At 59.3% G+C, this 23563-nt stretch carries 18 protein-coding genes and 1 tRNA gene; all 19 read right to left on the bottom strand.

The window, feature by feature from the left end; translation table 11 throughout:
* Positions 1–220: 220 nt before the first annotated feature.
* Positions 221–4465 (bottom strand): DNA-directed RNA polymerase subunit beta', encoded by a 4245-nt coding sequence (rpoC, locus tag Q1A89_RS02195; protein ID WP_299723099.1) that lies wholly within the window; start codon positions 4463–4465, stop codon positions 221–223.
* Between the two features lie 77 nt (positions 4466–4542).
* Positions 4543–8679 carry a DNA-directed RNA polymerase subunit beta gene (gene rpoB / locus Q1A89_RS02190; RefSeq protein ID WP_299723096.1) on the bottom strand — a complete coding sequence of 1379 codons (4137 nt, stop codon included), beginning with the start codon at positions 8677–8679 and terminating at the stop codon, positions 4543–4545.
* Positions 8680–9228: 549 nt separating this feature from the next.
* Positions 9229–9633 (bottom strand): hypothetical protein, encoded by a 405-nt coding sequence (locus Q1A89_RS02185; RefSeq protein ID WP_299723093.1) that lies wholly within the window; start codon positions 9631–9633, stop codon positions 9229–9231.
* 99 nt (positions 9634–9732) lie between these two features.
* Positions 9733–10140 carry a DM13 domain-containing protein gene (locus tag Q1A89_RS02180; protein WP_299723090.1) on the bottom strand — a complete coding sequence of 136 codons (408 nt, stop codon included), beginning with the start codon at positions 10138–10140 and terminating at the stop codon, positions 9733–9735.
* Positions 10141–10335: 195 nt separating this feature from the next.
* Positions 10336–10710 (bottom strand): 50S ribosomal protein L7/L12, encoded by a 375-nt coding sequence (gene rplL / locus Q1A89_RS02175; RefSeq protein WP_299723087.1) that lies wholly within the window; start codon positions 10708–10710, stop codon positions 10336–10338.
* A 72-nt stretch (positions 10711–10782) separates the two neighbouring features.
* The gene (gene rplJ, locus Q1A89_RS02170; RefSeq protein WP_299723084.1) at positions 10783–11298 is read right to left on the bottom strand and encodes a 50S ribosomal protein L10; all 516 of its coding nucleotides are present in this window, start codon (positions 11296–11298) and stop codon (positions 10783–10785) included.
* Between the two features lie 410 nt (positions 11299–11708).
* Entirely contained in the window at positions 11709–13331 is a 1623-nt protein-coding gene (locus Q1A89_RS02165) for a hypothetical protein (protein ID WP_299723081.1), read from the bottom strand.
* A 224-nt stretch (positions 13332–13555) separates the two neighbouring features.
* Entirely contained in the window at positions 13556–15256 is a 1701-nt protein-coding gene (locus Q1A89_RS02160; protein WP_299723078.1) for an AMP-binding protein, read from the bottom strand.
* Positions 15257–15395: 139 nt separating this feature from the next.
* Positions 15396–16094 carry a 50S ribosomal protein L1 gene (gene rplA, locus Q1A89_RS02155; protein ID WP_299723075.1) on the bottom strand — a complete coding sequence of 233 codons (699 nt, stop codon included), beginning with the start codon at positions 16092–16094 and terminating at the stop codon, positions 15396–15398.
* 1 nt (position 16095) lies between these two features.
* On the bottom strand, positions 16096–16521 hold the full coding sequence (gene rplK / locus Q1A89_RS02150) for a 50S ribosomal protein L11 (RefSeq protein WP_299723072.1): 426 nt from the start codon (positions 16519–16521) through the stop codon (positions 16096–16098).
* Between the two features lie 192 nt (positions 16522–16713).
* A complete protein-coding gene (locus Q1A89_RS02145; RefSeq protein ID WP_299723068.1) occupies positions 16714–17883 on the bottom strand; it encodes an OmpA family protein in 1170 nt (389 codons plus the stop codon).
* Between the two features lie 319 nt (positions 17884–18202).
* Complete coding sequence (nusG, locus tag Q1A89_RS02140; RefSeq protein WP_299723065.1) at positions 18203–18736, bottom strand: transcription termination/antitermination protein NusG; 534 nt, start codon at positions 18734–18736, stop codon at positions 18203–18205.
* A gap of 175 nt (positions 18737–18911) precedes the next feature.
* Positions 18912–19109 (bottom strand): preprotein translocase subunit SecE, encoded by a 198-nt coding sequence (secE, locus tag Q1A89_RS02135; protein ID WP_299723062.1) that lies wholly within the window; start codon positions 19107–19109, stop codon positions 18912–18914.
* 115 nt (positions 19110–19224) lie between these two features.
* Positions 19225–19962 carry a hypothetical protein gene (locus Q1A89_RS02130; protein WP_299723059.1) on the bottom strand — a complete coding sequence of 246 codons (738 nt, stop codon included), beginning with the start codon at positions 19960–19962 and terminating at the stop codon, positions 19225–19227.
* Between the two features lie 320 nt (positions 19963–20282).
* Positions 20283–20358, bottom strand: a tRNA-Trp gene (locus Q1A89_RS02125).
* A gap of 72 nt (positions 20359–20430) precedes the next feature.
* A complete protein-coding gene (locus Q1A89_RS02120; protein WP_299723056.1) occupies positions 20431–20826 on the bottom strand; it encodes an ATP-dependent Clp protease adaptor ClpS in 396 nt (131 codons plus the stop codon).
* 127 nt (positions 20827–20953) lie between these two features.
* Complete coding sequence (gene tuf, locus Q1A89_RS02115; RefSeq protein ID WP_299723053.1) at positions 20954–22129, bottom strand: elongation factor Tu; 1176 nt, start codon at positions 22127–22129, stop codon at positions 20954–20956.
* Between the two features lie 177 nt (positions 22130–22306).
* Positions 22307–22885 (bottom strand): hypothetical protein, encoded by a 579-nt coding sequence (locus Q1A89_RS02110; RefSeq protein ID WP_299723050.1) that lies wholly within the window; start codon positions 22883–22885, stop codon positions 22307–22309.
* Between the two features lie 21 nt (positions 22886–22906).
* Positions 22907–23491 carry a hypothetical protein gene (locus Q1A89_RS02105; RefSeq protein ID WP_299723047.1) on the bottom strand — a complete coding sequence of 195 codons (585 nt, stop codon included), beginning with the start codon at positions 23489–23491 and terminating at the stop codon, positions 22907–22909.
* Positions 23492–23563: the final 72 nt, after the last annotated feature.

Here is a 23563-nt window from a genome sequence, read left to right as displayed (position 1 = left end):
ACCACGCTAGCCAAGCCCCTCAGACTTTACCAGAGCTTGACCACGTCCCGCCTCACGCCGGACCCTGTCAAACGCCACGCATCCCATCCCGCCGTAGGGTGGGGTTTCACCCCACCACACCCCGACACGAACGCCAAACTTATGGGGCCCAAGCGCCCTCAAATACGAAAAAACCCCGCCACAAAGGGCGGGGTTTTCCAATTCATATCAAGCGCTTGACTCAGTCGCGGCTTTCCTCGGATGTGTCGATAACGGTGTTGAACACATCGCCCCCGACCACATCCTCTGGCGTCGGTGCGGCCAGTGCGGCTGCGGCCTCGGCCTCTTCGCGGCGTGCTTCGATCACGACACTGTCGCGATCTGTGGCGATCTTGCGTACGGCCTGGGTTGCCCCACCGGTGCCCGCCGGGATCAGACGGCCCACGATGACGTTTTCCTTGAGACCAACCAGCTTGTCTTTCTTACCCTGCACAGAGGCTTCGGTGAGAACGCGGGTGGTTTCCTGGAAGGACGCCGCCGAGATGAACGACCGGGTCTGCAACGACGCCTTGGTGATGCCCAGCAGGATCGGTTCGCCCTGGCTTGGACGGCCCCCTTTGGACACGGCCTTGGCATTGGCGGCATCGAACTCCTGCTTGTCCACGTGCTCGCCTTTGAGCAGCGTGGTGTCGCCGGAGTCGCTAATCTCCCACTTCTGAAGCATCTGGCGAACGATGACTTCGATGTGCTTGTCGTTGATCTTCACACCTTGCAGGCGATAGACGTCCTGCACTTCGTCAATCATGTAATCCGCCAGCGCCTCGACACCCAGGATCGACAGGATGTCGTGTGGGGCCGGGTTGCCGTCCATGATGTAGTCGCCCTTCTGGACAAAGTCGCCTTCGGCCACGGGGATGTGTTTCCCCTTGGGCACCATGTACTCGACCTTTTCCATCGACTCGTCGGATGGCTCGATCGCGATGCGGCGCTTGTTCTTGTAGTCCTTGCCAAAGCGCACATACCCATCGATTTCGGCGATGATGGCGTGATCCTTTGGACGACGGGCTTCGAACAGTTCGGCCACACGGGGCAGACCCCCGGTGATGTCCTTGGTCTTGGCACCTTCGCGCGGAATGCGGGCCACAACGTCACCGGCGGCGACCTCCTGACCTTCTTCGATGGACAGAACCGCATCAACGGACATCGGATAGGTCACCGGGTTGCCCGCATCGTTGCGGACCGGCTCGCCATCCGCACCCACCAGAATGATTTCCGGCTTCAGCTCGTTGCCGCGGGCGGCCGAGCGCCAGTCGATCACGATCTTCTGGGTCATGCCTGTCGCGTCATCCGTCTCGTCGCGCACGGCAATGCCGCTGACAAGGTCGACGAATTTCGCAGTACCGGCTTTCTCGGCGATGATCGGCAGGGTGTAGGGGTCCCACTCGAACAGCTTGTCGCCGCGCTTCACGTTCTGGCCTTCGGTGACGAAAAGGTTCGTGCCGTAACCCAGTTTGTGGCTGGCACGCTCGTCGCCATTCTCGTCCTGAATGATCAGCTTCATGTTCCGACCCATGACGAGGGTCTGACCAGAAGAGTTGTCCAGCAACTGCGCGTTCTCAAAGACGATCTTGCCCTCTTGCGAGGCCTCAAGGAACGACTGCTGGCCACCCTGGGCCACGCCGCCGATGTGGAAAGTCCGCATCGTCAGCTGGGTCCCGGGTTCACCGATGGACTGGGCGGCGATGATGCCGACAGCCTCGCCAGTGTTGACCATGGTGCCGCGCGCAAGGTCACGACCATAGCAGGTCGCGCAGACGCCTTCTTCGGATTCACAAGTCAGCGGCGAGCGGATGCGCATCGATTGCACCGCAAACTCGTCAACCGAATCCGCCATGCGCTCGTCGATCAGCGTGCCATTTGCGATCAGCACCTCATCCGTGCCCGGCTTGAGCACATCCTCGGCCGTGAAACGACCCAGAACACGTTCGGACAGGGGCGAAACCACCTCACCGTCGTTCACAGCCGCTTCGGCGGTGATCGCCATGTCGGTGCCGCAGTCGCGATCGCGCACGATGCAGTCCTGCGCGACGTCCACCAAACGACGGGTCAGGTACCCCGAGTTCGCCGTTTTCAGAGCGGTGTCAGACAGACCTTTCCGCGCGCCGTGGGTCGAGTTGAAGTATTCAAGAACGGTCAGACCTTCCTTGAAGTTCGAGATGATCGGTGTCTCGATGATGTCGCCGTTCGGCTTGGCCATCAGACCACGCATCCCGCCCAGCTGTTTCATCTGCGTCACAGAACCACGCGCACCCGAGTGGGCCATCATGTAGACCGAGTTCGGCTCACGCTCGGACCCGTCCGCATCGACTTGCGCCGCCGAGATCGAGCCCATCATCGCGTCGGTGACCTTGTCGTTACACTTCGACCAGGCATCGACCACCTTGTTGTACTTCTCACCCTGGGTGATCAGGCCGTCCATGTACTGCTGTTCGAAATCCTTCACCTGTTCCCGCGTCTCTTCGACGATGGGCCATTTGGTGTCGGGGATCAGCATGTCGTCCTTGCCGAACGAAATGCCCGCCTTGAACGCGTGCTTAAAGCCCATGGTCATGATCTGGTCACAGAAGATGACGGACTCTTTCTGCCCGCAATAGCGGTAAACAGTGTCGATGACCTGCTGCACTTCTTTCTTGCGCAGCAGACGGTTGACCAGCTCAAACGGCGCCTTGTTGTTGAGCGGCAAAAGCGCGCCCAGCAGCACACGACCGGGGGTCGTGTCAAAGCGTTCCATGACCTCAAGACCTTCGGCGTTGATCTGCGGCAGACGGGCTTTGATCTTGGTGTGCAGGTGCACAACACCGGCGTCCAGCGCGTGCTCAACCTCTTCGATCGAACCGAACACCATGTCCTGACCTTTCAGGCCCTCACGTTCCAGCGTCACATAGTAGAGGCCGAGGATCATGTCCTGCGAAGGAACAATGATCGGCGCACCGTTGGCAGGCGACAACACGTTGTTGGTGGACATCATCAGAACGCGCGCTTCCAACTGGGCCTCAAGGCTCAGCGGCACGTGCACGGCCATCTGGTCACCGTCAAAGTCAGCGTTGAAGGCCGAACAGACCAGCGGGTGCAGCTGGATGGCTTTACCTTCGATCAGAACGGGTTCGAACGCCTGAATGCCAAGACGGTGCAGCGTGGGCGCACGGTTCAGCATGACCGGGTGTTCGCGGATGACTTCATCCAGAATGTCCCAAACTTCGGGACGTTCCTTTTCCACCAGCTTCTTGGCTTGCTTGACGGTGCTCGACAGTCCTTTGGCCTCAAGCCGCGAGTAGATGAACGGCTTGAACAGCTCCAGCGCCATCTTTTTGGGCAGACCACATTGGTGCAGCTTCAACTCCGGACCGGTCACGATGACTGACCGGCCAGAAAAGTCGACGCGTTTCCCCAAAAGGTTCTGACGGAAGCGACCCTGCTTGCCTTTCAGCATGTCAGACAGCGATTTCAGCGGGCGCTTGTTGGCACCCGTGATCACGCGACCACGACGGCCGTTGTCAAACAGCGCATCAACGGATTCCTGCAACATCCGCTTTTCGTTGCGCACAATAATATCAGGCGCGCGCAACTCGATCAGACGCTTCAGACGGTTGTTCCGGTTGATCACACGACGATAGAGGTCGTTGAGGTCAGAGGTCGCAAAACGACCGCCATCCAGCGGCACCAGCGGGCGCAGTTCCGGCGGGATCACGGGGATCACGGTCAGAACCATCCACTCAGGCCGGTTGCCGGATTCAAGGAAGGATTCCACGACCTTGAGACGCTTGATGATCTTCTTGGGCTTCAGCTCGCCTGTCGCCTCTTTCAGATCAGCGCGCAGGGTTTCAGCTTCGGCCTCGAGGTCGATTTGCGAAAGCATCTCGCGGATCGCTTCGGCACCGATATTGGCGGTGAAGGCGTCCATGCCGAACGCGTCCTGCGCGTCCATGTACTCTTCCTCAGACAGCATCTGGCCATAAGACAGATCGGTCAGACCCGGCTCGGTCACGACGTAGTTTTCAAAGTACAGCACGCGTTCCAGATCGCGCAGCGTCATGTCAAGCATCAGACCGATGCGGGAAGGCAGCGATTTCAGGAACCAGATGTGGGCGACGGGGGCCGCCAGTTCGATGTGACCCATCCGCTCGCGGCGGACCTTTTGCAGCGTGACTTCGACACCGCATTTCTCGCAGACAACGCCGCGATATTTCATGCGCTTGTATTTGCCGCACAGGCATTCGTAATCCTTGATCGGGCCAAAAATACGGGCGCAGAACAGGCCGTCACGCTCGGGCTTGAACGTCCGGTAGTTGATGGTCTCGGGCTTTTTTATCTCGCCAAACGACCACGAGAGGATGCGTTCGGGCGACGCGAGCGATACCTTGATCTCGTCAAAGACCTTGGGCGGCGTCAGCGGGTTGAACGGGTTGTTTGTCAGTTCCTGGTTCATTTTCAAATCCTTGAAAGGGGAGCAGAGGGAAGATTGGAGCCGTAGGGCGGGGTTAACCCCGCCTTACTGATGCGCCGTTATTCATCTTCCTCCGCATCCAGGAGTTCCATATTGAGGCCCAGACCGCGGACCTCTTTGACGAGAACGTTGAACGATTCCGGCACGCCGGCCTCGAAATTGTCCTCGCCCTTGACGATGCTCTCATAGACCTTGGTCCGGCCCGCCACGTCGTCCGATTTCACCGTCAGCATTTCCTGCAAGGTGTAGGCGGCGCCGTAAGCTTCCAGAGCCCAGACTTCCATCTCACCAAAGCGCTGACCACCGAACTGTGCCTTACCACCCAGCGGCTGCTGCGTAACGAGGGAGTACGGACCGGTCGAACGGGCGTGGATTTTGTCGTCCACAAGGTGGTGCAGCTTCAGCAGGTACTTGATGCCGACCGTGACGGGGCGGCTGAACTGCTCACCCGTACGACCGTCAAACAGCACCGACTGACCCGAGGTCGAGAAACCGGCACGTTCCAGCGCGTTGTTCACATCGGCCTCTTTCGCACCGTCAAAGACGGGCGTGGCGATGGGAACGCCGCGTGTGACGTTGCCAGCGGCTTCGATCAGCTGATCCTCATCCATGCCGGTGATGCCTTCTTGATAGACATCCTCGCCATAGGCCAGGCTCATCGCCTCGCGCACAGGAGTCAGATCGCCGGAGCGTTTGTATTCCTGCAGCGCCTCGTCGATGTTCACACCCAGACCGCGTGCGGCCCAGCCCATGTGGGTTTCAAGGATCTGCCCGACGTTCATGCGCGACGGCACGCCCAGCGGGTTCAGACAGAAATCGACCGGGGTGCCATCGGCGAGGAACGGCATGTCCTCCATCGGCACCACTTTCGAAATCACACCCTTGTTGCCGTGACGGCCAGCCATCTTGTCGCCCGGTTGCAGCTTGCGCTTCACCGCCACGAACACTTTGACCATTTTCATCACGCCGGGGGGCAGATCGTCGCCACGACGGACCTTTTCGACCTTGTCCTCGAAACGGGCATCAAGGGCGCGCTTTTGCGCCTCGTATTGCTCGTTCAGGGCCTCGACCACCTGTGCGGATTGCTCGTCTTTCAGGGCAATCTGCCACCAGGCAGAGCGGGGGAAGGCTTCGAGCGTGTCGGCATCGACTTTTGCGCCGGCTTTCACGCCTTTGGGGCCCTTGGCGATCTCTTTGCCCAGCAGCATGTCGCCCAGACGGGCATAGATGTTGCGGTCGAGGATCGCGAGTTCGTCGTCGCGGTCACGCGCCAAGCGTTCGACCTCTTCCCGCTCGATTTGCAGCGCACGTTCGTCTTTTTCCACACCGTGGCGGTTAAAGACGCGCACTTCGACAACGGTGCCGAAGTCACCGGGTTTCACGCGCAGCGAGGTGTCGCGCACGTCCGAGGCCTTTTCACCAAAGATGGCGCGCAGAAGCTTTTCTTCTGGCGTCATCGGGCTTTCGCCCTTGGGGGTGATCTTGCCCACGAGGATATCGCCGGGTTCGACGTCCGCACCGATATAGACGATGCCCGCCTCGTCGAGGTTGCGCAGGGCTTCCTCGCCGACATTGGGGATGTCGCGGGTGATTTCCTCTGGCCCAAGCTTGGTGTCACGGGCGGCGACTTCGAATTCCTCGATATGGATCGAGGTAAAGACGTCATCGCGCGACACACGCTCGGAGATCAGGATCGAGTCCTCGTAGTTATAGCCATTCCACGGCATGAACGCGACAACCACGTTCTTGCCCAGCGCCAGTTCACCCATATCGGTGCTTGGCCCGTCGGCAATCACCTCGCCCTTCTGAACCGTGTCACCCACCTTCACCAGCGGGCGCTGGTTGATGCAGGTGTTCTGGTTCGACCGCTGGAACTTGCGCATGCGGTAGATGTCCACACCCGCGTCACCCAGCTCAAGGTCATGGGTCGCACGGATCACGATCCGGGTGGCGTCCACCTGGTCGATGATGCCGGCACGTTTGGCCATGATGGCCGCACCAGAATCGCGGGCCACAACCTCTTCGATACCGGTGCCGACCAGCGGCGCCTCGGCTTGAAGAAGCGGAACCGCCTGACGTTGCATGTTCGAGCCCATCAGGGCGCGGTTGGCGTCGTCATTTTCAAGGAACGGGATCAGCGAGGCGGCAACAGACACCAACTGCTTTGGCGACACGTCGATCAGGTCCACGCTGTCCACCGGGGACAGGGTATAGTCGCCCGATTTCCGGGTGTTGACCATCTCGTTGTTGAACTTGCCGTTCACATCCAGCGAGGCGTTGGCCTGCGCCACAGTGTGACGCATTTCCTCGGTCGCCGACATGTAGTGGACTTCGTCCGTCACCTGACCATCGGTCACAACGCGGTATGGCGTTTCGATAAAGCCATACTTGTTCACGCGGGCAAAAGTGGCGAGGCTGTTGATCAGACCGATGTTCGGCCCTTCCGGCGTCTCAATCGGGCACATCCGGCCATAGTGGGTCGGGTGCACGTCGCGGACTTCAAAACCGGCACGTTCGCGGGTCAGACCGCCGGGCCCAAGGGCCGACAGGCGACGCTTGTGCGTCACTTCGGACAGCGGGTTGGTCTGGTCCATGAACTGCGACAGCTGGGACGAGCCAAAGAACTCGCGCACAGCAGCAGCGGCAGGTTTCGCGTTGATCAGATCCTGCGGCATGACGGTGTCGATCTCGACCGAACTCATCCGCTCCTTGATCGCACGCTCCATACGGAGCAGACCAACGCGGTACTGGTTCTCCATCAACTCACCAACCGAACGGACACGGCGGTTACCGAGGTGGTCGATGTCGTCGATATCGCCCTTGCCGTCGCGCAGATGCACGAGGGCCTTGATGCAGGCGACGATGTCTTCGCGGCGCAGGGTACGCTGCGTGTCTTCGGCATCCAGCGCCAGACGCATGTTCATCTTCACACGACCAACGGCCGACAGATCGTAACGCTCTGAATCGAAGAACAGCGTGTCAAACAGGGCCGAGGCCGCGTCAACGGTGGGCGGCTCGCCCGGACGCATGACCCGGTAGATATCCATGAGCGCGGTTTCGCGGTTCATGTTCTTGTCGTTGGCCATGGTGTTGCGCATGTAGGGGCCGACATTGACGTTATCGATGTCGAGAACGGGGATCTCGGTGATGCCCGCGTCGATCAGTTCCTTGGCAGTGCCACCAATCAGCGTGCCGTCCTTGTCATATTCAAGGGTCAGCTCATCACCGGCTTCGACATAGATCGCGCCGTTTTCTTCGTTGATGATGTCCTTGGCCACGAACTTGCCGACGATGTGCTCGAAGGGCACCAGCAGTTCCTTGACCTTGCCCTCGTCGATCAGCTTCTTGACGGCGCGGGGGGTGACCTTCTTGCCAGCTTCGGCGATGACTTCACCGGTTTTGGCGTCCACCAGATCATAGGTGGGGCGGGTGCCGCGCACGCGATCGGGGAAGAACGGGGTGACCCAGCCCTTGTTCTTCTTCAGCTTGAAGGTGACCGTCTCGTAATAGGCCTCCATGATCGCTTCCTGGTCCAGACCCAGCGCATAAAGCAGGGTGGTCACAGGCAGTTTGCGGCGGCGGTCGATGCGGGCGAACACGATGTCCTTGGCGTCGAATTCAAAGTCGAGCCAGCTGCCACGGTAGGGAATGATGCGGCAGGCAAAGAGCAGCTTGCCGGACGAGTGGGTCTTGCCCTTGTCGTGGTCAAAGAACACACCGGGCGAGCGGTGCATCTGGGACACGATGACACGCTCGGTGCCGTTCACGATGAACGTCCCATTGGGGGTCATCAGGGGCATGTCGCCCATGAACACGTCCTGTTCCTTGATGTCCTTGACGGACTTGGCGCCCGTGTCCTCGTCGACATCAAACACGATCAGGCGCAGCGTCACCTTCAGGGGTGCGCTGTAGGTCATGTCGCGTTGCTGACATTCCTCGACGTCGTACTTGGGCTTTTCCAGCTCGTATTTGACGTATTCCAGAACGGAGGTTTCGTTGAAGTCCTTGATCGGGAAAACCGACTGGAACACGCCCTGGATGCCATCGCCATCCGTGGGGGTCTCAGCATCGCCGGAATTCAGGAACAGGTCGTAAGAGGATTTCTGAACCTCGATGAGGTTTGGCATCTCCAGCACTTCGCGGATTTTGCCGTAATATTTACGCAGTCGTTTTTGGCCAAGGAACGTATTTGCCATGCGATTTTCGCACTCCATCTTTGTGGCGTTCACAGTCCGGGGGGGCGGTCCGGTGCGAACTCTCAAAGACCGAAAAGAAGATCTATACCTGCACACCGGCCCAAGGTGCGCGCCCGATCTCAATCTTTCCTAAAGAACCGTCATGGTGTGATCAGCGGCGGCTCTTTGCGAAAGACTTGAAGGATTAACTGAAAGGTGCCTGCTCCTGTCATGTCGAATACGCAAAAAGCCGGGCGCGAATCATCGCTCCCAGCGGAGGCTTCGACATAGGCCTTGCTTAAGGAAAGCACAACAGGGCGTTCCGAGAAAAGTCGCAAAACACCTCTCGCGCCAGCGCGTAACGCACCAGTATGCTGCCTTCACCCTAGAACAGGATGCCCCGCCCTGACAATTCCAAAAAATAAGGCGCAGTTTCAGCGCCGTCTCGGTGCGGTTCTGGTCTGCGCAAAAACGGCATCCCACCGCAGGACCCGGACGCAGGCCGGGCGTCAGGCCGACGCAGCACAAAGCACAAGGCATCCTTTCCGGTTTCTGGTGCTCAGGTGATGGTCACAGCGTGTCTCGGGGCGCAGGTGTGGCCCGCGGCCAGCGCAGGAACGGGGCAAGCAGGACGCACCAGCCCAACACCCCCTGGCTGTGCGCCGACAGGTTGGCGCGCCATTGAAAGGTCAACAACTCAAACAGGCGCTGCGCTCCGACGGGCGGCACCTTGATCACCCATTGCAGCGGCAGATCAGGGATCAGCACGCGGTAATACATGTAATAGATCTGCGGCGACAGCCACACAAAGGCCCAGAAGATCGCCGCCGCTCCCAGCAGGCGTAGCCAGACCGGACGCCTGCGCAGCAGCAGATGCGCAAGCGTCACCGTCAGAACAAAAAGCGTCAGGCTCAGCGCCGCCAGCCCCACCTGCCCTATCGCGGACAAATCAAAGAACGAATCCTGACTGTACATCGCCGCTCCCCTTTTGCGGTGCGTCTATACCCCGGGGCCCCAAAAACGCCAAAAGCCGCCGGAGACCGGCGGCTTGCGGGCTCTTTGCCACAGCGGTGATCAGCTCAGCGGCGCAACCGCGAGGATGACGGTGAACTGCTCGCAATAGATATAGAGCTCGTTGTATTTGTCCGTGTCGATGCTGGCAGGCACCTCGAACGTGGCGGCACCCTTCTTGACGGTCAGGGCGTCGTGGATCTTGGACCCTTTGGCATATTTGCCGCCATTGCCAAAGCCGATCTTGATGTCCGGCGGGTTCTTGGAGGGATCAAACAGATAGTCATCGCCCAGCACGACCTTGGTCTTGCCGTCGACTTTCTTGACCTTGACGGTCCCGGATACTTTGTAACCCTGACGCCCCGAAAGGCTGCCGGTGCGTTCTGCGCTGCCGGCAAAGGACGGGGCCGCAACGGTGGCCAATGCGGCCGCCAAAGACAGTTGGGTGAATTGACGACGAGAGAGGGACATGAACGAGCTCCTAGCGTTTTGCGTATGCGGCCAGATGTCGCTATTTTTCGCTCGATTACCAGTCCCCGGCCGTAAACGGCGCTTCACTTCGTGGTGACTGATGTTACGCACAGCGGCGCGCGGGGCACGAAAAAAGGGCGCCCCGATGACCGGAGCGCCCTTCAAGCGTGAGATGGGCAATCTGCCCACCAATGCTTAGGCCAGTTCGACCTCGGCGCCAGCTGCTTCCAGCTTGGCTTTGACTTCTTCGGCTTCGGCCTTGTCGACGCCTTCTTTGATCTTGCCACCAGCTTCGACCAGATCCTTGGCTTCTTTCAGGCCCAGGCCTGTGATGCCGCGGACTTCTTTGATGACGTTGATTTTCGACGCGCCTGCGTTCTTCAGAACGACGTCGAATTCTGTCTTCTCTTCCTCAGCAGCGCCACCGGCATCTGCAGGGCCCGCCATCATGACTGCGCCACCGGCTGCAGGCTCGATGCCGTACTCGTCTTTGAGGATTGTCTTCAGTTCTTGTGCTTCCAGCAGGGTCAGACCAACGATCTCTTCTGCCAGTTTTTTCAGATCAGCCATTTTATCAGCTCTTTCCGTTTCGATATGTGTGTTCCAACGTGTGCAATTCTCACACGCCGCTCAGACGTTTGCTTACGCTGCCGCCTTGTCCTCGATCGTGGACAGGATGGACGCAATGTTGCTTGCAGGTGCGCCAATGGACCCGGCGATATTGGATGCAGGTGCGCCAAGCATGCCGGCGATGGTGCTGATAAGCTCCTCGCGCGATGGCATCTTGGACACAGCCGTCACACCGGCCCGGTCCAACGCGTTCTCACCCATGGCCCCGCCGAGGATCACGAACTTGTCGTTTTCCTTGGCAAAGTCCTCGGACACCTTGGCCGCGGCCACGGGGTCTTCGGAAAAGGTCAGAACGGTCATGCCCGTCAGGAAATCAGCAATGCTTGCGCAGGGCTTGTCCTCAAGGGCGATTTTGGCGAGCCTGTTTTTGGCGACACGAACGCTCGACCCGTTGTCGCGTGCACGGGCACGCAGGTCTTGCATTTCGGCAACTGTCAGACCGGCGTAGTGGGCAACCACAACGACGCCAGAGCTTTCAAAGATCTGGCCGAGTTCCTCGACCACTTTCTCTTTCTGGGCTCTATCCACAGTTTCACTCCATTTGTGGGGGCCCTGTGCGGGGTCCCCGGCTCTAGTAGCACCGGATCACTCCGGCGGTTTGGTCCTCGAAAGTCAGGGGGTCCAAGACCGCCAGAGGCTCAAAACGGCGAGCTTCTGGAGAAACAGGTCTGTTCCCGCCTCGGGCAGGATTTATGAGGTACGCCTCACCCACCGTCTCGGACGAAAGTAGGACGCGCCCGAATCAACGGGAGCGACCTTGGGTGGGAGTTAGAGGGTTTGGGGGGGTTTGTGAAGGGGGAAGGTTGGCGCCAACTCGCCCGGAATCAAGCCGAAGGCGCCGGGCCATCGCCAGCCCGTCCCGGCGGGATGGCGATATGGGTTCTGTCGCGAGATTGTGCGCCAAAGCATAATTTGCGATTTTTTCCGAAAGCTACAGGCTAATCCAATTTTCCACTGTCTTTCCAACGCTTCAGTGTCGCGTAACTCATACCAATTCTCTCTGCAATTACCTTGCCGGAATCTCCCGCAGCATACCCCGCCTTAGCAATCGCAATATTTTTTGGAGTTGCGTAGGTGCGCGCTCCAACTTGGGCCACCTTGCTCTTGGCCACCTCGAGAAGTGCGTCTGACTTTGCGCCCCCCTTTGGATCGATCAGATGTGGCTCTACCCAACGTGCCCATCGTTTGAGCGCTTGACCTACGCGAACCTTCGTTCCGTGGGTGCTGTAGCTCTTCCCGAACTTTGTATCCACCATCTCTGCGACTTCTGTACTAGAAACACTTGGGTTCTCGACTAGCATTCCTCGGGCTAACTGCACTGTGTCACAACGGGCAATTGAGTGCCTAAACATCGCATCTGCGTCTGATACAGAGTCTTCAACCGGTACAATAGAATCGTCAATTTTCTTAACCAAGTCCAAGTTTATCAAATCCCTTAGAACCCGATTGTTTGCTATGCCAGACCAATCTTTTTCGTCCACTCTTTGTCTTTTAACAAGTTGTGAGTATGCCCTCGCGCAAACTACCGGCGATGTGTAACCTAGAAAACGACCTTGGCTTTTTCCCTTGCTCTTAGCTTTACGAGTATTTTCTCGAATTAAGTCATGTGACACGCCAAGTGACACAAGTGTTTCTTCCTCAGTGCCTGGTGGTGATACCAAGAACGCTTCTAATTTTTCACTTTCTAGTTGGACACGGCCAGACGACGCGGGCGCGTTAACGGCAACGGCTTTGTCTATTTCCGGTCGAACTACAAATGGAAAGATCGCAAAGACCGCTTCATCTGGACGTGACGACCTTGTGCTCAACCCCGTTGTCGACAAATGCCGAAGTAAAAGTGCAAACATTCTCTTTCGGTTTTGATCGTTTGACTCAAATAGTTTTCTGGCCTTATGGCCGATACGGCCTTTAAATGATGTGTTTTTGACATTAATAAAGTTTATCCATGCTTCTCTTACTTTTAAGGTGCCGATTACTCCCGAGGGTTCGTCCGTAACTTCCGGAAATACCCGCCAACCTAAAAAATTATCGAGTTCCATGCCATCTAAGTCTCCTGGAATTGTTCCGATGAGAATTGTTTGGGCATTTAGACGTTGCCAGTTCTTTCTGTTGCGTACAACATTTCTCTCATACGCGCCGGACCCTGCAACTTGCCCCTTTACGTCGAAACCAGCCTCTAGCTGCGCATCAGCCTTGGACGAAGCTCCTAGCAGAAAACCTGCGCTGCTCGATTTGTCGCGACGCATTGTTGTACGCTCTTCAACTAATCGTTCGTCAGACAACTGTGACGTCGGATCGTCCACAAGCGAAGCTCGGCATCTAACAAACTCCAAGTCAATTTGGGCACGCTCAATCGAGATTTGTACACTGACTCCGAAATCTCCACCGGTCAGTTCGATACGCTCACTACCAAAAAAGGCCGAAACGGAAAGATCATATCCCTCTGTCAATCGATTTGATCTTGTCGCCAGATTAATTGATGCGATGGCAGGATCTAGTGGTGCGGGAGCTGAAACACTATTTTCTACTACTAATTCAGCCAAGCTTTCGCTGTTTTTCATTTCTTGCCTCGTATGCCCTATTCTACTTCGTTGATTCCGTCCGCTATTACCACGTAGGATGGGCAATCTGCCCATCACACCCTTCACCCCAAAAACCCAAGGGGCACCGACCTCCGCGTCCCCCCTCTCCGGGGCCCAAAGGTTACAAAAGGGTAAAACCGCCTCTGTAACCCCTTGATTTTCCTATGGCGCAAAAATGTCCCAGCGTGGGACACCCCAATCCCTCACCCAAAGTGATCCTCCCGCAGTTGCCGCCGCAGCACCTTGCCCGAGAGGGTCACCGGGACGTCCTCCACGAACCTCACCTGCCGCGGAATCTTGTAGTTGGTCAGCGCCTCCCGGCAGGCCGCCACCACCGCCTCCTCCGTCAGGCTGTCATCGGACCGCACCACGAAAGCCACCGGAACCTCCCCCGTCTTTTCGTCCGCGATCCCCACGACCCCCACCTGCACGACCCCCGGCAAGGTCGAGATCACGTCCTCGATCTCGTTCGGCGCCACATTGAAGCCCGACACCAGGATCATGTCCTTCTTGCGGTCCACAATCTCGATGAACCCATCCGCGTCCATCACCCCGATGTCGCCCGAATAGTACCACCCGTCTTTCAGCACATCCTCGGTCGCGTCCGGGTTGTCGAGATAGGCCTGCATCAGCGACGGCGTGCGCGCGATCACTTCGCCCGGCTCCCCGTGCGGCACATCCTGCCCCGCGTCATCCACGATCCGCACTTCGGCCCCCGGCACCGGCACGCCGACCTTGCCCAGCCGGTTTTCCCCCGGCGGGTTGAGGGTGAGGATGCCGGACACTTCCGTCATCCCATAGCCCTGCAAGATCTCCACCCCCGTCGCCTCCTGCCATTTCTGTGCCACCCCGGTCTGCTGCGCCGCCCCGCCCGATCCGCAGAAGCGGATGTGCTGGAACAGTTTCCGGTCGAACCACGGCTCGGCCATCAGGCCCGCGAACAGGGTGTTGATGCCGGTGAACCAGGTGATCTCGTACTTTTCAAACGCCGCCTTGAGATTGGAGGGCGGGCGCGGGCTCGGGGCGAGGATGCCGTGCCCGCCGACCTTGAGCCCGGAGATGAACAGCAGGGTGAAGGCAGTGATGTGGTAGAGCGGCAGGGCCACCAGCGCGACCTCTTTCCCTTCCCGCACCACCGCGGATGTCATCAACCGGCCCTGTTCGGCATTGGTCAGGATCGCCTGATGGGTGAGTCCCGCCCCCTTGCTGCGCCCCGTCGTGCCGCTTGTGTACTGATAAAGTGCGACGGAGCTGCCCGTGACTCCCTTGGTATAGGCCGCCACATCGCGTCCCGTGTGCGCGCGGCCCATCGCCAGCGCGTCGGTTAGCCGCGTATGCGCGGTCGCCATCGTCGGAATGACTTTGCGCACGCGCTTGAGCACAAAGCCCAGCAACATCTTTTTCAGCGTCGGAAAGAAATCGACGATGGACAGGGTGATCACGTGTTTCACCCCGGTGTTGGCGACCACCTTGTCCAGCTTGTCGCCGAACAGGTCGATGATGACGATGGCCTTGGCCTTGCTGTCGTTGAGCTGATGTTCCAGCTCGTTGGGAGTGTAGAGCGGATTGACGTTGGTGCCGATACATCCAGCCAGTGCGATGCCAAGGGAGGCCACACAGAAACCGATGCAGTTGGGGGACATGATGGCCACCGTGTCCCCGGTTCCCAGCTTCAGATCCTCGCGCAGGTAGGTGGCAAAGTCCGCGGCATGATCCTTGAGTTCGGAATAGCTGACGGTGGTGTCCGCACCGGTGGGCAGGATCGTTGTCATCGCAGGTTTGGCGCCAAATTTCGCGACAACCTCGTCCAGCATCGCCGGAATGGTCACGGCCGATGGCGTGCCCGCGCCTGGCGCCTTGGCCTCATCTGAAAAATACTGCTCCCACGGCTTGGCATCGGCCATCACGTTGATCTCCCCATCATTATTGTTGATCGACAGTACATGAAATTTGGCACGCGGGTGAAAATATGCATTTCGGCCATGAAAAAACCGGGCTGCGTGAACAGCCCGGTTTTCCGGTCTTCGAAAAAGAGAGGTTCGCCTATTCGGCGACGGCGTTGTCGACGTTGACGCTGACACCGGGGCCCATGGTCGAGCTGAGCGAGACTTTCTTCATGTAAGTCCCTTTTGAACCCGCTGGCTTGGCCTTGGCGACCGCACCGACAAAGGCGCGGACGTTTTCGATCAGCTTGGCTTCGTCAAAGGAGGCCTTGCCGATGCCGGCATGAACCACGCCGGCTTTTTCCACTTTGAACTGGACTTCGCCGCCCTTGGCCGCCTTGACCGCAGTCTCGACGTCCATGGTCACGGTGCCGACCTTGGGGTTGGGCATCAGGTTGCGTGGGCCCAGCACCTTACCGAGACGACCCACGATGGGCATCATGTCGGGTGTGGCGATGCAGCGGTCAAAATCAATCTTGCCGCCCTGAATGGTTTCCATCAGGTCCTCTGCGCCGACGATGTCCGCACCGGCCTTTTCAGCCTCTTCAGCCTTGGGGCCACGGGCGAAGACAGCGACGCGCACGTCCTTTCCTGTGCCGTTGGGCAGACCAACAACGCCGCGGACCATCTGGTCCGCGTGGCGGGGGTCAACACCGAGGTTCATCGAGATTTCGATGGTTTCGTCGAACTTGGCCTTGGCGTTGCCTTTGACCAGCGCCACGGCCTCTTCGACGGTGACATCGGATTTGCCTGCGAATGCTTCGCGGGCGGCGGTTGTGCGTTTTCCGTATTTTGCCATCTTACTTCACCTCGATGCCCATGGAACGGGCAGAGCCCAGGATGATCTTCATTGCGCCTTCAACGTCGTTGGCGTTCAGATCGGCCATTTTCGCTTCGGCGATTTCACGCACCTGCGCGACACTGACGGTGCCGATGGTTTCGCGCGACGGCGTCTTGGCGCCGGATTTCACCTTGGCGGCCTTCTTGAGATAGTAGGACGCTGGTGGCGTCTTGATATCCATCGAGAAGGATTTGTCCTGATAATACGTGATCACGGTCGGGCACGGCGCGCCGGGCTCCATATCTGCGGTCTTGGCGTTGAACGCCTTGCAGAATTCCATGATGTTGATGCCGCGTTGACCCAGTGCGGGGCCGACGGGTGGGGACGGGTTTGCCTGACCTGCTTTAACTTGCAGCTTCATCGTCCCGACGAGTTTCTTGGCCATGTGCCAATCTCCTTTTCAACTCCCGCACGTCGCGACGCCGAGATATGGTTGATGTGGTCCGGTCTGGACAACGCGTTGCCCTCGCCTCCCACATGGGATGTCACCTAACGTGACAGAGGCGCCGGATACAGCGCCTCTGTTGCAGTAGCAAGTAAAAATATGGGGGAATTGCCCGTTTTCGGAGTGCCGGGCTTAGCCTTCTTCCAGCAGAACGTCGAAACTCACACGCCCATCGGGACGGGTCGGGTCACTCACCGAACGAGATGGGGCCGAGACGATGATCTGCTCCGGCGCGATGCCACGGCCCACCAGCATGGCCATCAGGGCCCGGGCGCGCAGCATGCCGGTTTGCACGTCTTCGCGCGCAGACGCGTCGCCGGAGTGGTGACCGACAATGCGCAGGCGCGCATGCGGGCAATTGGCGGCGAGCGTTGCAATGTCATGTACCGCCTCAACATCCTGCGAGGGCAGCGACACCGACCGTGGGCCGTAGTAGAAATACGCGTTCGCCGTCGCCTGTTCCAAGGCCGCAACGCAGGGCGCATTGGCCCAGGGTCTGATCGCCGTTGGCGCGCGGGCCGCAACGCGGGTGATCGGATTGACCACCGAAAATTCGACGCGGCGGTCATAAAAGGCCGTGGATTGCGGGCCCACCACACCCGAGGGGCGCTGTTGCCCGGCACCTTCCGCAAAGAACATACTGGTGTTGATGCCAGACGCGGCGATCCGTTCGATCACCTGTTCGGCGCGCAATTTGCTGAGGGCGAGGTTGGTCGCCGGATCGCCCGTTGCGTCCGTGTGGCCTTCGACCTTGATCCGCACGCCTTCACAGGACTGTGCCACAAGGCCAATCAGGCGGCCCTGTTCGACCCCAGTTTCGTCCGCGTCGATGCCACCATTCGGAAAGTAGACAACCGCCTGTGTTGTCAGGCTGCGCAGGTCATCCATGCAACGCGCCGCATCCTCAATTGCGGCCTCTCCCGAGGCGAACTGCTTGGCCGCCGCATGGGGCATGGTCAACGCGGCGACGCGGTCGTCGGCCGGTTCTGGTACGGGGGTGGCAACGGGTGCTGTTGCGGCGACATCTGGCTGTGCACGTGTCGGCATGGCCGACAGTGCATCTGTGCCGGTCGCCTGACGGGCCACGATTTCTTCTTCGGCATTGGCGCGCAATGCCGCATTCAGCGCGGCCTGCAGCGAGGCAATCTGCTGTTCGGTTGTGGCCGCAGACATCGTTGCCTGATCCGCGTCAGATGGGGTCTTGGGACTGTTGGCATTCATCAGGAACCCGGTTCCTGCAAAGACAATCGCGGCCGACGGCACGAGCCAAGGCAAACTCTCCTTGATGCTTTTCAAATACATTGCGTCCCCCAAGATACGCCATTCAAACTGTGTGAGTTCACTAAATGCTGTGGTTCACCATACAATTTGGCGTGAATCCGCAAACAGGGTCAACCGCGATTGCCCAGTTATCCCCGACATAATGGACTGCCGTGACGCAAATCTCGGCAATTGAGACCCGACAGCCCGGATTCAGAGCGGGATCGCGGATGCCCCGCCTGCCCTGTTCGAATAGGCTGTCTGATGGGCGCGCCGATTCTCAACTCTGGGTCATAAATGCAAAAAGGCCGGGCGCCCCTGCGGGTCCCGGCCTGTGTATTGAATGCGTTGTGTCGGGTGGTCAGGTCTGTTTGTTGACCTGCGTGAATTCCAGTTCGACTGGCGTTTCGCGGCCAAAGATCGACACGGTGACCTTGAGGCGCTGGTTGTCTTCGTCCACTTCCTCGACCATGCCATCGAAATCCTCGAACGGGCCGTCGTTGACCTTGACCTTCTCGCCGATCTCGAAATGGATCAGGGTGCGTGGGCTGTCCTCGCCTTCCTGAACGCGGTTGAGAATCTGGTTCACCTCGGCATCGCGCATCGGCATCGGGCGACCTTGCGGACCAAGAAACCCGGTGACGCGGTTGATCGAGTTGATCAGGTGATAGCCCTGATCGGACATTTCCATGTGGACCAGCACGTATCCGGGCATAAAGCGACGCTCGGTCGTGACTTTCTTGCCGCGACGCACTTCGATGACTTCCTCGGTCGGAACCAGCACTTCGTCGATTTCGTCCTCAAGGTTGTGTTCTGCAACCGAAGTCCGGATCGTCTCGGCGATCTTCTTTTCAAAGTTCGAAAGAACGCTGACCGAATACCACCGTTTTGCCATGTGCGTCTGGTCCCTTGCCCGATATGTCGTTTCTTAGGTCACGTGTCTGAACACGCGCCGACCCGAATGAAAATCGGCGCGGGGCTTCGAATCGCCGCGCGCCTCAGCTTAGGTCAGGATTGGGGGATACTCTGCACATTTTCAAAGTGCAAGAGGCGGGTCCCTAAACGGCCTGTCAACCGAAATAGGTCAGCACCATTTCAAGCCCACCACGGATCAGGATATCGACGATCGCAAAGAAGACCGCAGTCAGCGCAGCCAGGATGAAAACCATTACGGTTGTCAGCAGCACCTCGCGCCGGGTCGGCCAAACGACCTTGGACACTTCCGAACGGACTTGCTGGATGAACTGAAGCGGGTTGGTTGTGGCCATGGCGTGATTTCGTGTCCCTGTCTGCGGATGAAAGGCACATAACGGCGCGCATGGGCGAATTCAAGGCGGGATTGCAGCGCATCCCGCCCGGTGTCGACCCATATAGGGCGATTGATCAGGTGTCGTGTACCATACGCGCTAGCCGTTCGCTCATCGCGTCCATGTGGGCTGCATCGCCATTCTGAATGTCCTGAAAGTCGGGCATATAGAGACTGTCGACCATCCCGTCCGGGAACATGTCGAGAAACCCGTCCCAGCGGCAGGCAAACCGATCAAGGCGGGCCCGAAACTGCGCGGCACGTTCGGGGTCGCGCCCCTCAACCCGGGTGAGGTAAGCCATAACGCCGCGCCAGATCCGGTCCGATCCGATGAGCAGGAATCCGGCAATGGCGAGCGCGGCCATCAGAACGCCGCTTATGACAAACCAATGGGGGCGCAGAACAACCAACAGGGCAAGGCTGGCCAGCGCAAGGTGCCGCGTGGTTGGGCGAAAATCGCGCACGGGGCGCACAACCCGCGCCACCAGACCCGCGACGTGGTTGGTCCGGCGCTTACGGACCGGTTTGGCGGCAACCGGTGCAGGGTCCTGCAAAACGGGCAGGTCGTCCGCGCGCCGGCGTGGATTGCCTTCAAGCGTGCGTTCGACAAAGGCCTTGAAGCCTTGAATGTCTTCCTTCACCGGTGTTTCAGCATCCGCCTCAGCGCCACGGGCTTGGGCGGCACGGCGTTCGGCGCGGGCCTCCTTGCGGGTCGGAGCGGGCGCGGCGTCTTCGATAAGGACCGCGCGGATGACGGACATGGTTTCTTCTTCGGTGGCGTATTGGGGCTGACCGGGAATAGGTTCATATTTCATCAGCTGCGTCCTTAACTCTTCAAATACTCTGGCCCCCGCGGGGCCTTGGGCCTTGTGCGCATCACCAACTGGGTGCGCGCCCATATGAGGCAAAGATGCGCCTCAACCGTGCGGGTCGCGTGTCAAAACTGTGGCGAGAATGGGGCACTGTCGACGGGGCGACGACAATATTCGGGTCCGTCTGGAAATTGTCCGCGTTCTGCACGAAACAAGGGCACAACCAAGGCGAGATTCCGCCGAATGCAGGCCATCGCGCCGTCCCGCCGTGCACGATTCGCGCAGTGCAGCATCGCGGTGCTATCAGTCGAAATCTGGAGATTTGGCAGGGGCATCAGGGTTCGAACCCGAGACCTACGGTTTTGGAGACCGTCGCTCTACCAGCTGAGCTATACCCCTAAGGCCGGTGTGCTGATTACTCTCACCGTTTCTTGATGGCAAGTCCTATTGCCCTCGGAAATCCCACAATACTCACCAGAACACCGGCACGGCAACACCAGCAAAGACCAATAAGATGATTGCGACAACGACAATCAACGCTGTTGACGACGAAGCGTCTGGTGCTGCGGCTTCGTTTTTGTGATCGTCCAGCCACGCCGAATAGTCCTGATGTGAATGGGGTCCGGTGCCACGGTAAGCAACCGGGCATGCGTTGGACCGCGTCCAGGCCTCGATCTTTCTCAGGATCAGGTCTTGCTGGTCTACCGTGCCCATAAAGACGGTGTCTTGACCGTTCTGATGGACACGCAACATGCGCTCGAACGCAACCGCTTCGGATAAGTCCAACGTCTCGCGAAGCATACGCACGACAGCGTCCATCGGCGTCGTGTCATCGTTCAGTAGCTTGATTCCGAAAAACCGATCCATTTGCCCCGATTATCCCGGTTTTCTGGCCGGAATACATCCTTGTCCAACAAAACAGGCGCTGCCAATGCAGGCAGCGCCTTAATACTTCATCGAAACGGCGGGGTGAAACCCCGCCCTACCGCGCAACTCAGTCGGTGATCTTGGACACCACGCCGGCGCCGACGGTGCGGCCGCCTTCGCGGATGGCAAAGCGCAGGCCCTGTTCCATCGCGATCGGGGCGATCAGCTCGACCCCGAAAGACACGTTGTCGCCCGGCATCACCATTTCCGTGCCCTCAGCCAGCTGAACCGTGCCGGTCACGTCCGTGGTGCGGAAGTAGAACTGCGGGCGGTAGTTGGCGAAGAACGGCGTGTGACGGCCACCCTCTTCCTTGGTCAGGATGTAGGCTTCGGCTTCGAACTTGGTGTGGGGCTTCACGCTTCCGGGCTTGCACAGCACCTGGCCGCGCTCAACGCCTTCACGCTCAACACCGCGCAGCAGGGCGCCGATGTTGTCGCCCGCTTCACCACGATCCAGCAGCTTGCGGAACATTTCCACGCCCGTGCAGGTCGTCTTCTTGGTGTCGCGGATGCCCACGATTTCGATCTCGTCGCCGACGTTGATCACGCCACGCTCGACACGACCGGTCACAACCGTGCCCCGGCCGGAGATCGAGAACACGTCCTCGACCGGCATCAGGAAGGGCTGGTCCACGGCGCGCTCGGGCGTCGGGATGAACTCGTCCACAGCCGCCATCAGCGCGCGGATGCTGTCTTCGCCGATCGCGTTGTCACGGCCTTCCATCGCGGCCAGAGCCGAGCCGGGGATGACGGGGATGTCGTCGCCGGGGTACTCGTAGCTGGACAGCAGCTCGCGGATTTCCATCTCGACCAGCTCGAGCAGCTCTTCGTCGTCCACCTGGTCGACCTTGTTCATGTAGACAACCATGGTCGGGATGCCGACCTGGCGGCCCAGCAGGATGTGCTCGCGGGTCTGCGGCATCGGGCCGTCGGCCGCGTTCACAACCAGGATCGCGCCGTCCATCTGCGCCGCACCGGTGATCATGTTCTTGACGTAGTCGGCGTGGCCGGGGCAGTCGACATGGGCGTAGTGACGGCTTTCCGTCTCGTATTCCACGTGCGCGGTCGAGATGGTGATGCCACGGGCTTTCTCTTCGGGCGCGCCATCAATCTGGTCATATGCCTGAAAATCGCCGAAATACTTCGTGATCGCCGCCGTCAGCGTCGTCTTGCCGTGGTCAACGTGACCAATCGTGCCGATGTTAACGTGCGGTTTGTTACGTTCAAACTTTGCCTTTGCCATCTTTAAGGACGCCCTTCTGTGGTCTGTGCGGGATGAGAACCCGGTTTTACTCCGCGGCGCATTTATTGCGCCTGACCGGGAAAATCAAGCGTCATTGGGCAGCACGGGGACTGCGGCGCGGTGCGATCTGTGTGGCAGAACCGGCATGGGCTTATGTCGGGGTGCGCACGGGCCGCGCTATTCGTCAGGGCCAAACAGAGCTGCGCGGGTGGTGGCGGCAAAACCGTTCACGGTGCCCCCATAGTCCTTGTCGACGGTCTGTGTGGTTGCCAGCCCCAGGATCCACGCCGCACGTATGCTTTCGGAGTTTCCAGTCACGCGGGTCGGCGGCACCACCACAGCCCCGGTTCCTACTTCGATCACCGAGACCACGCCCGTGGCGGCACTGGTCCCCGCAGCGACCCGTTCAATCGGCGGGGCAAGGCGCAACTGCTCCATCGTGATATCGACGCGTACGGGCCGCCCCTCCGGATCGCTTTTGGAGGCGAGGGCTGCGGTGATCGCTGCCGTCAGATCCGCATCCAGCTTTTCCCGGGTCACGGCAAAGGCGCGCCCCTCAACGGCCACTGCCATTTGGGATGTGTCCACTTCGACGGATTGCACGTTCAGGGCCGACACATCGCCCGATGTGCGGATCGAGGGGACATCGCAGGCGGCAAGGCCGACAAAGGCCAGAGCGGCCAGCATCACGCGTCCCAGATGGATCAGGCCGCCGCCTGTGCCAACTTCATTCGTTTCAGTCGCAGCGACAGGCATCGGGTCATCCTTTTGGTTTGATCAGTTGGTTGCGGGGTCTTGTGTCTCGTCCAAGGTTGTTGCGACGTCCGGTGTGAACCAGCCTTCTTCCTTTTGCTGGCGCACAAGAAAGCGTTCGACCGCCTTGGCGGCGTTCTGGCTCAGTTCCTTGAGCTGTTCTTCGGCTGTCATCGTATAGCCGGTGCCGATGATCGGGGCGGTGCCGAAAGTTTCAAGCACAGTGATCTGTTCGGGCTTTTCGTTCAGCTTTTTGCCCGCCGCATCATCATAGACGGTGACCAGAAGGATCAGGGCGGATTTGGGGGCCAAGACCAGCGGAATGCCCGGCTGGGCCAGCACGTAGCCCTCGACCGACACGCCGAAATGATAGCGGCTGGGGCCCTGATACCGGCCAAACCGTTCGGCCATGGCGCTGCGCACCGCTTCTTGCAATTGCTCTTCGGTGGCCGGGCGGCTCAGCGGGCCGCGCTGCGCCTTAGAGGCCACGACAATGTTGTGCTCCAGCCGGAAATCGCCCAGCGGAACCGGGGTGTCCTCAAGATCGGCGCTGCTGCTGCAGGCCGCCAGAAGGACCATCATCATCACGCCCAGAACTGCTCGCACCATCACCGTTGTCTCCCGACATTACTGTTGCAATTCGATACCGTAGCCGCCGCGTGGACGCAATTGCCAGCGCTG

This window comes from uncultured Tateyamaria sp., from assembly GCF_947503045.1.
Classification (GTDB): Bacteria; Pseudomonadota; Alphaproteobacteria; order Rhodobacterales; family Rhodobacteraceae; genus Tateyamaria.
Note: the sequence above shows the minus strand (reverse complement) of the source record. Positions and strands in the feature narration are given on the sequence as shown.

Bases quoted from the DNA above. Each gene is read 5' to 3' on its own strand.
- rpoC (WP_299723099.1), bottom strand. From the start codon at position 4,465: ATGAACCAGGAACTGACAAACAACCCGTTCAACCCGCTGACGCCGCCC.
- rpoB (WP_299723096.1), bottom strand. From the start codon at position 8,679: ATGGCAAATACGTTCCTTGGCCAAAAACGACTGCGTAAATATTACGGC.
- Q1A89_RS02185 (WP_299723093.1), bottom strand. From the start codon at position 9,633: ATGTACAGTCAGGATTCGTTCTTTGATTTGTCCGCGATAGGGCAGGTG.
- Q1A89_RS02180 (WP_299723090.1), bottom strand. From the start codon at position 10,140: ATGTCCCTCTCTCGTCGTCAATTCACCCAACTGTCTTTGGCGGCCGCA.
- rplL (WP_299723087.1), bottom strand. From the start codon at position 10,710: ATGGCTGATCTGAAAAAACTGGCAGAAGAGATCGTTGGTCTGACCCTG.
- Q1A89_RS02165 (WP_299723081.1), bottom strand. From the start codon at position 13,331: ATGAAAAACAGCGAAAGCTTGGCTGAATTAGTAGTAGAAAATAGTGTT.
- Q1A89_RS02160 (WP_299723078.1), bottom strand. From the start codon at position 15,256: ATGGCCGATGCCAAGCCGTGGGAGCAGTATTTTTCAGATGAGGCCAAG.
- rplA (WP_299723075.1), bottom strand. From the start codon at position 16,094: ATGGCAAAATACGGAAAACGCACAACCGCCGCCCGCGAAGCATTCGCA.
- rplK (WP_299723072.1), bottom strand. From the start codon at position 16,521: ATGGCCAAGAAACTCGTCGGGACGATGAAGCTGCAAGTTAAAGCAGGT.
- Q1A89_RS02145 (WP_299723068.1), bottom strand. From the start codon at position 17,883: ATGTATTTGAAAAGCATCAAGGAGAGTTTGCCTTGGCTCGTGCCGTCG.
- nusG (WP_299723065.1), bottom strand. From the start codon at position 18,736: ATGGCAAAACGGTGGTATTCGGTCAGCGTTCTTTCGAACTTTGAAAAG.
- secE (WP_299723062.1), bottom strand. From the start codon at position 19,109: ATGGCCACAACCAACCCGCTTCAGTTCATCCAGCAAGTCCGTTCGGAA.
- Q1A89_RS02130 (WP_299723059.1), bottom strand. From the start codon at position 19,962: ATGAAATATGAACCTATTCCCGGTCAGCCCCAATACGCCACCGAAGAA.
- Q1A89_RS02120 (WP_299723056.1), bottom strand. From the start codon at position 20,826: ATGGATCGGTTTTTCGGAATCAAGCTACTGAACGATGACACGACGCCG.
- tuf (WP_299723053.1), bottom strand. From the start codon at position 22,129: ATGGCAAAGGCAAAGTTTGAACGTAACAAACCGCACGTTAACATCGGC.
- Q1A89_RS02110 (WP_299723050.1), bottom strand. From the start codon at position 22,885: ATGCCTGTCGCTGCGACTGAAACGAATGAAGTTGGCACAGGCGGCGGC.
- Q1A89_RS02105 (WP_299723047.1), bottom strand. From the start codon at position 23,491: ATGGTGCGAGCAGTTCTGGGCGTGATGATGATGGTCCTTCTGGCGGCC.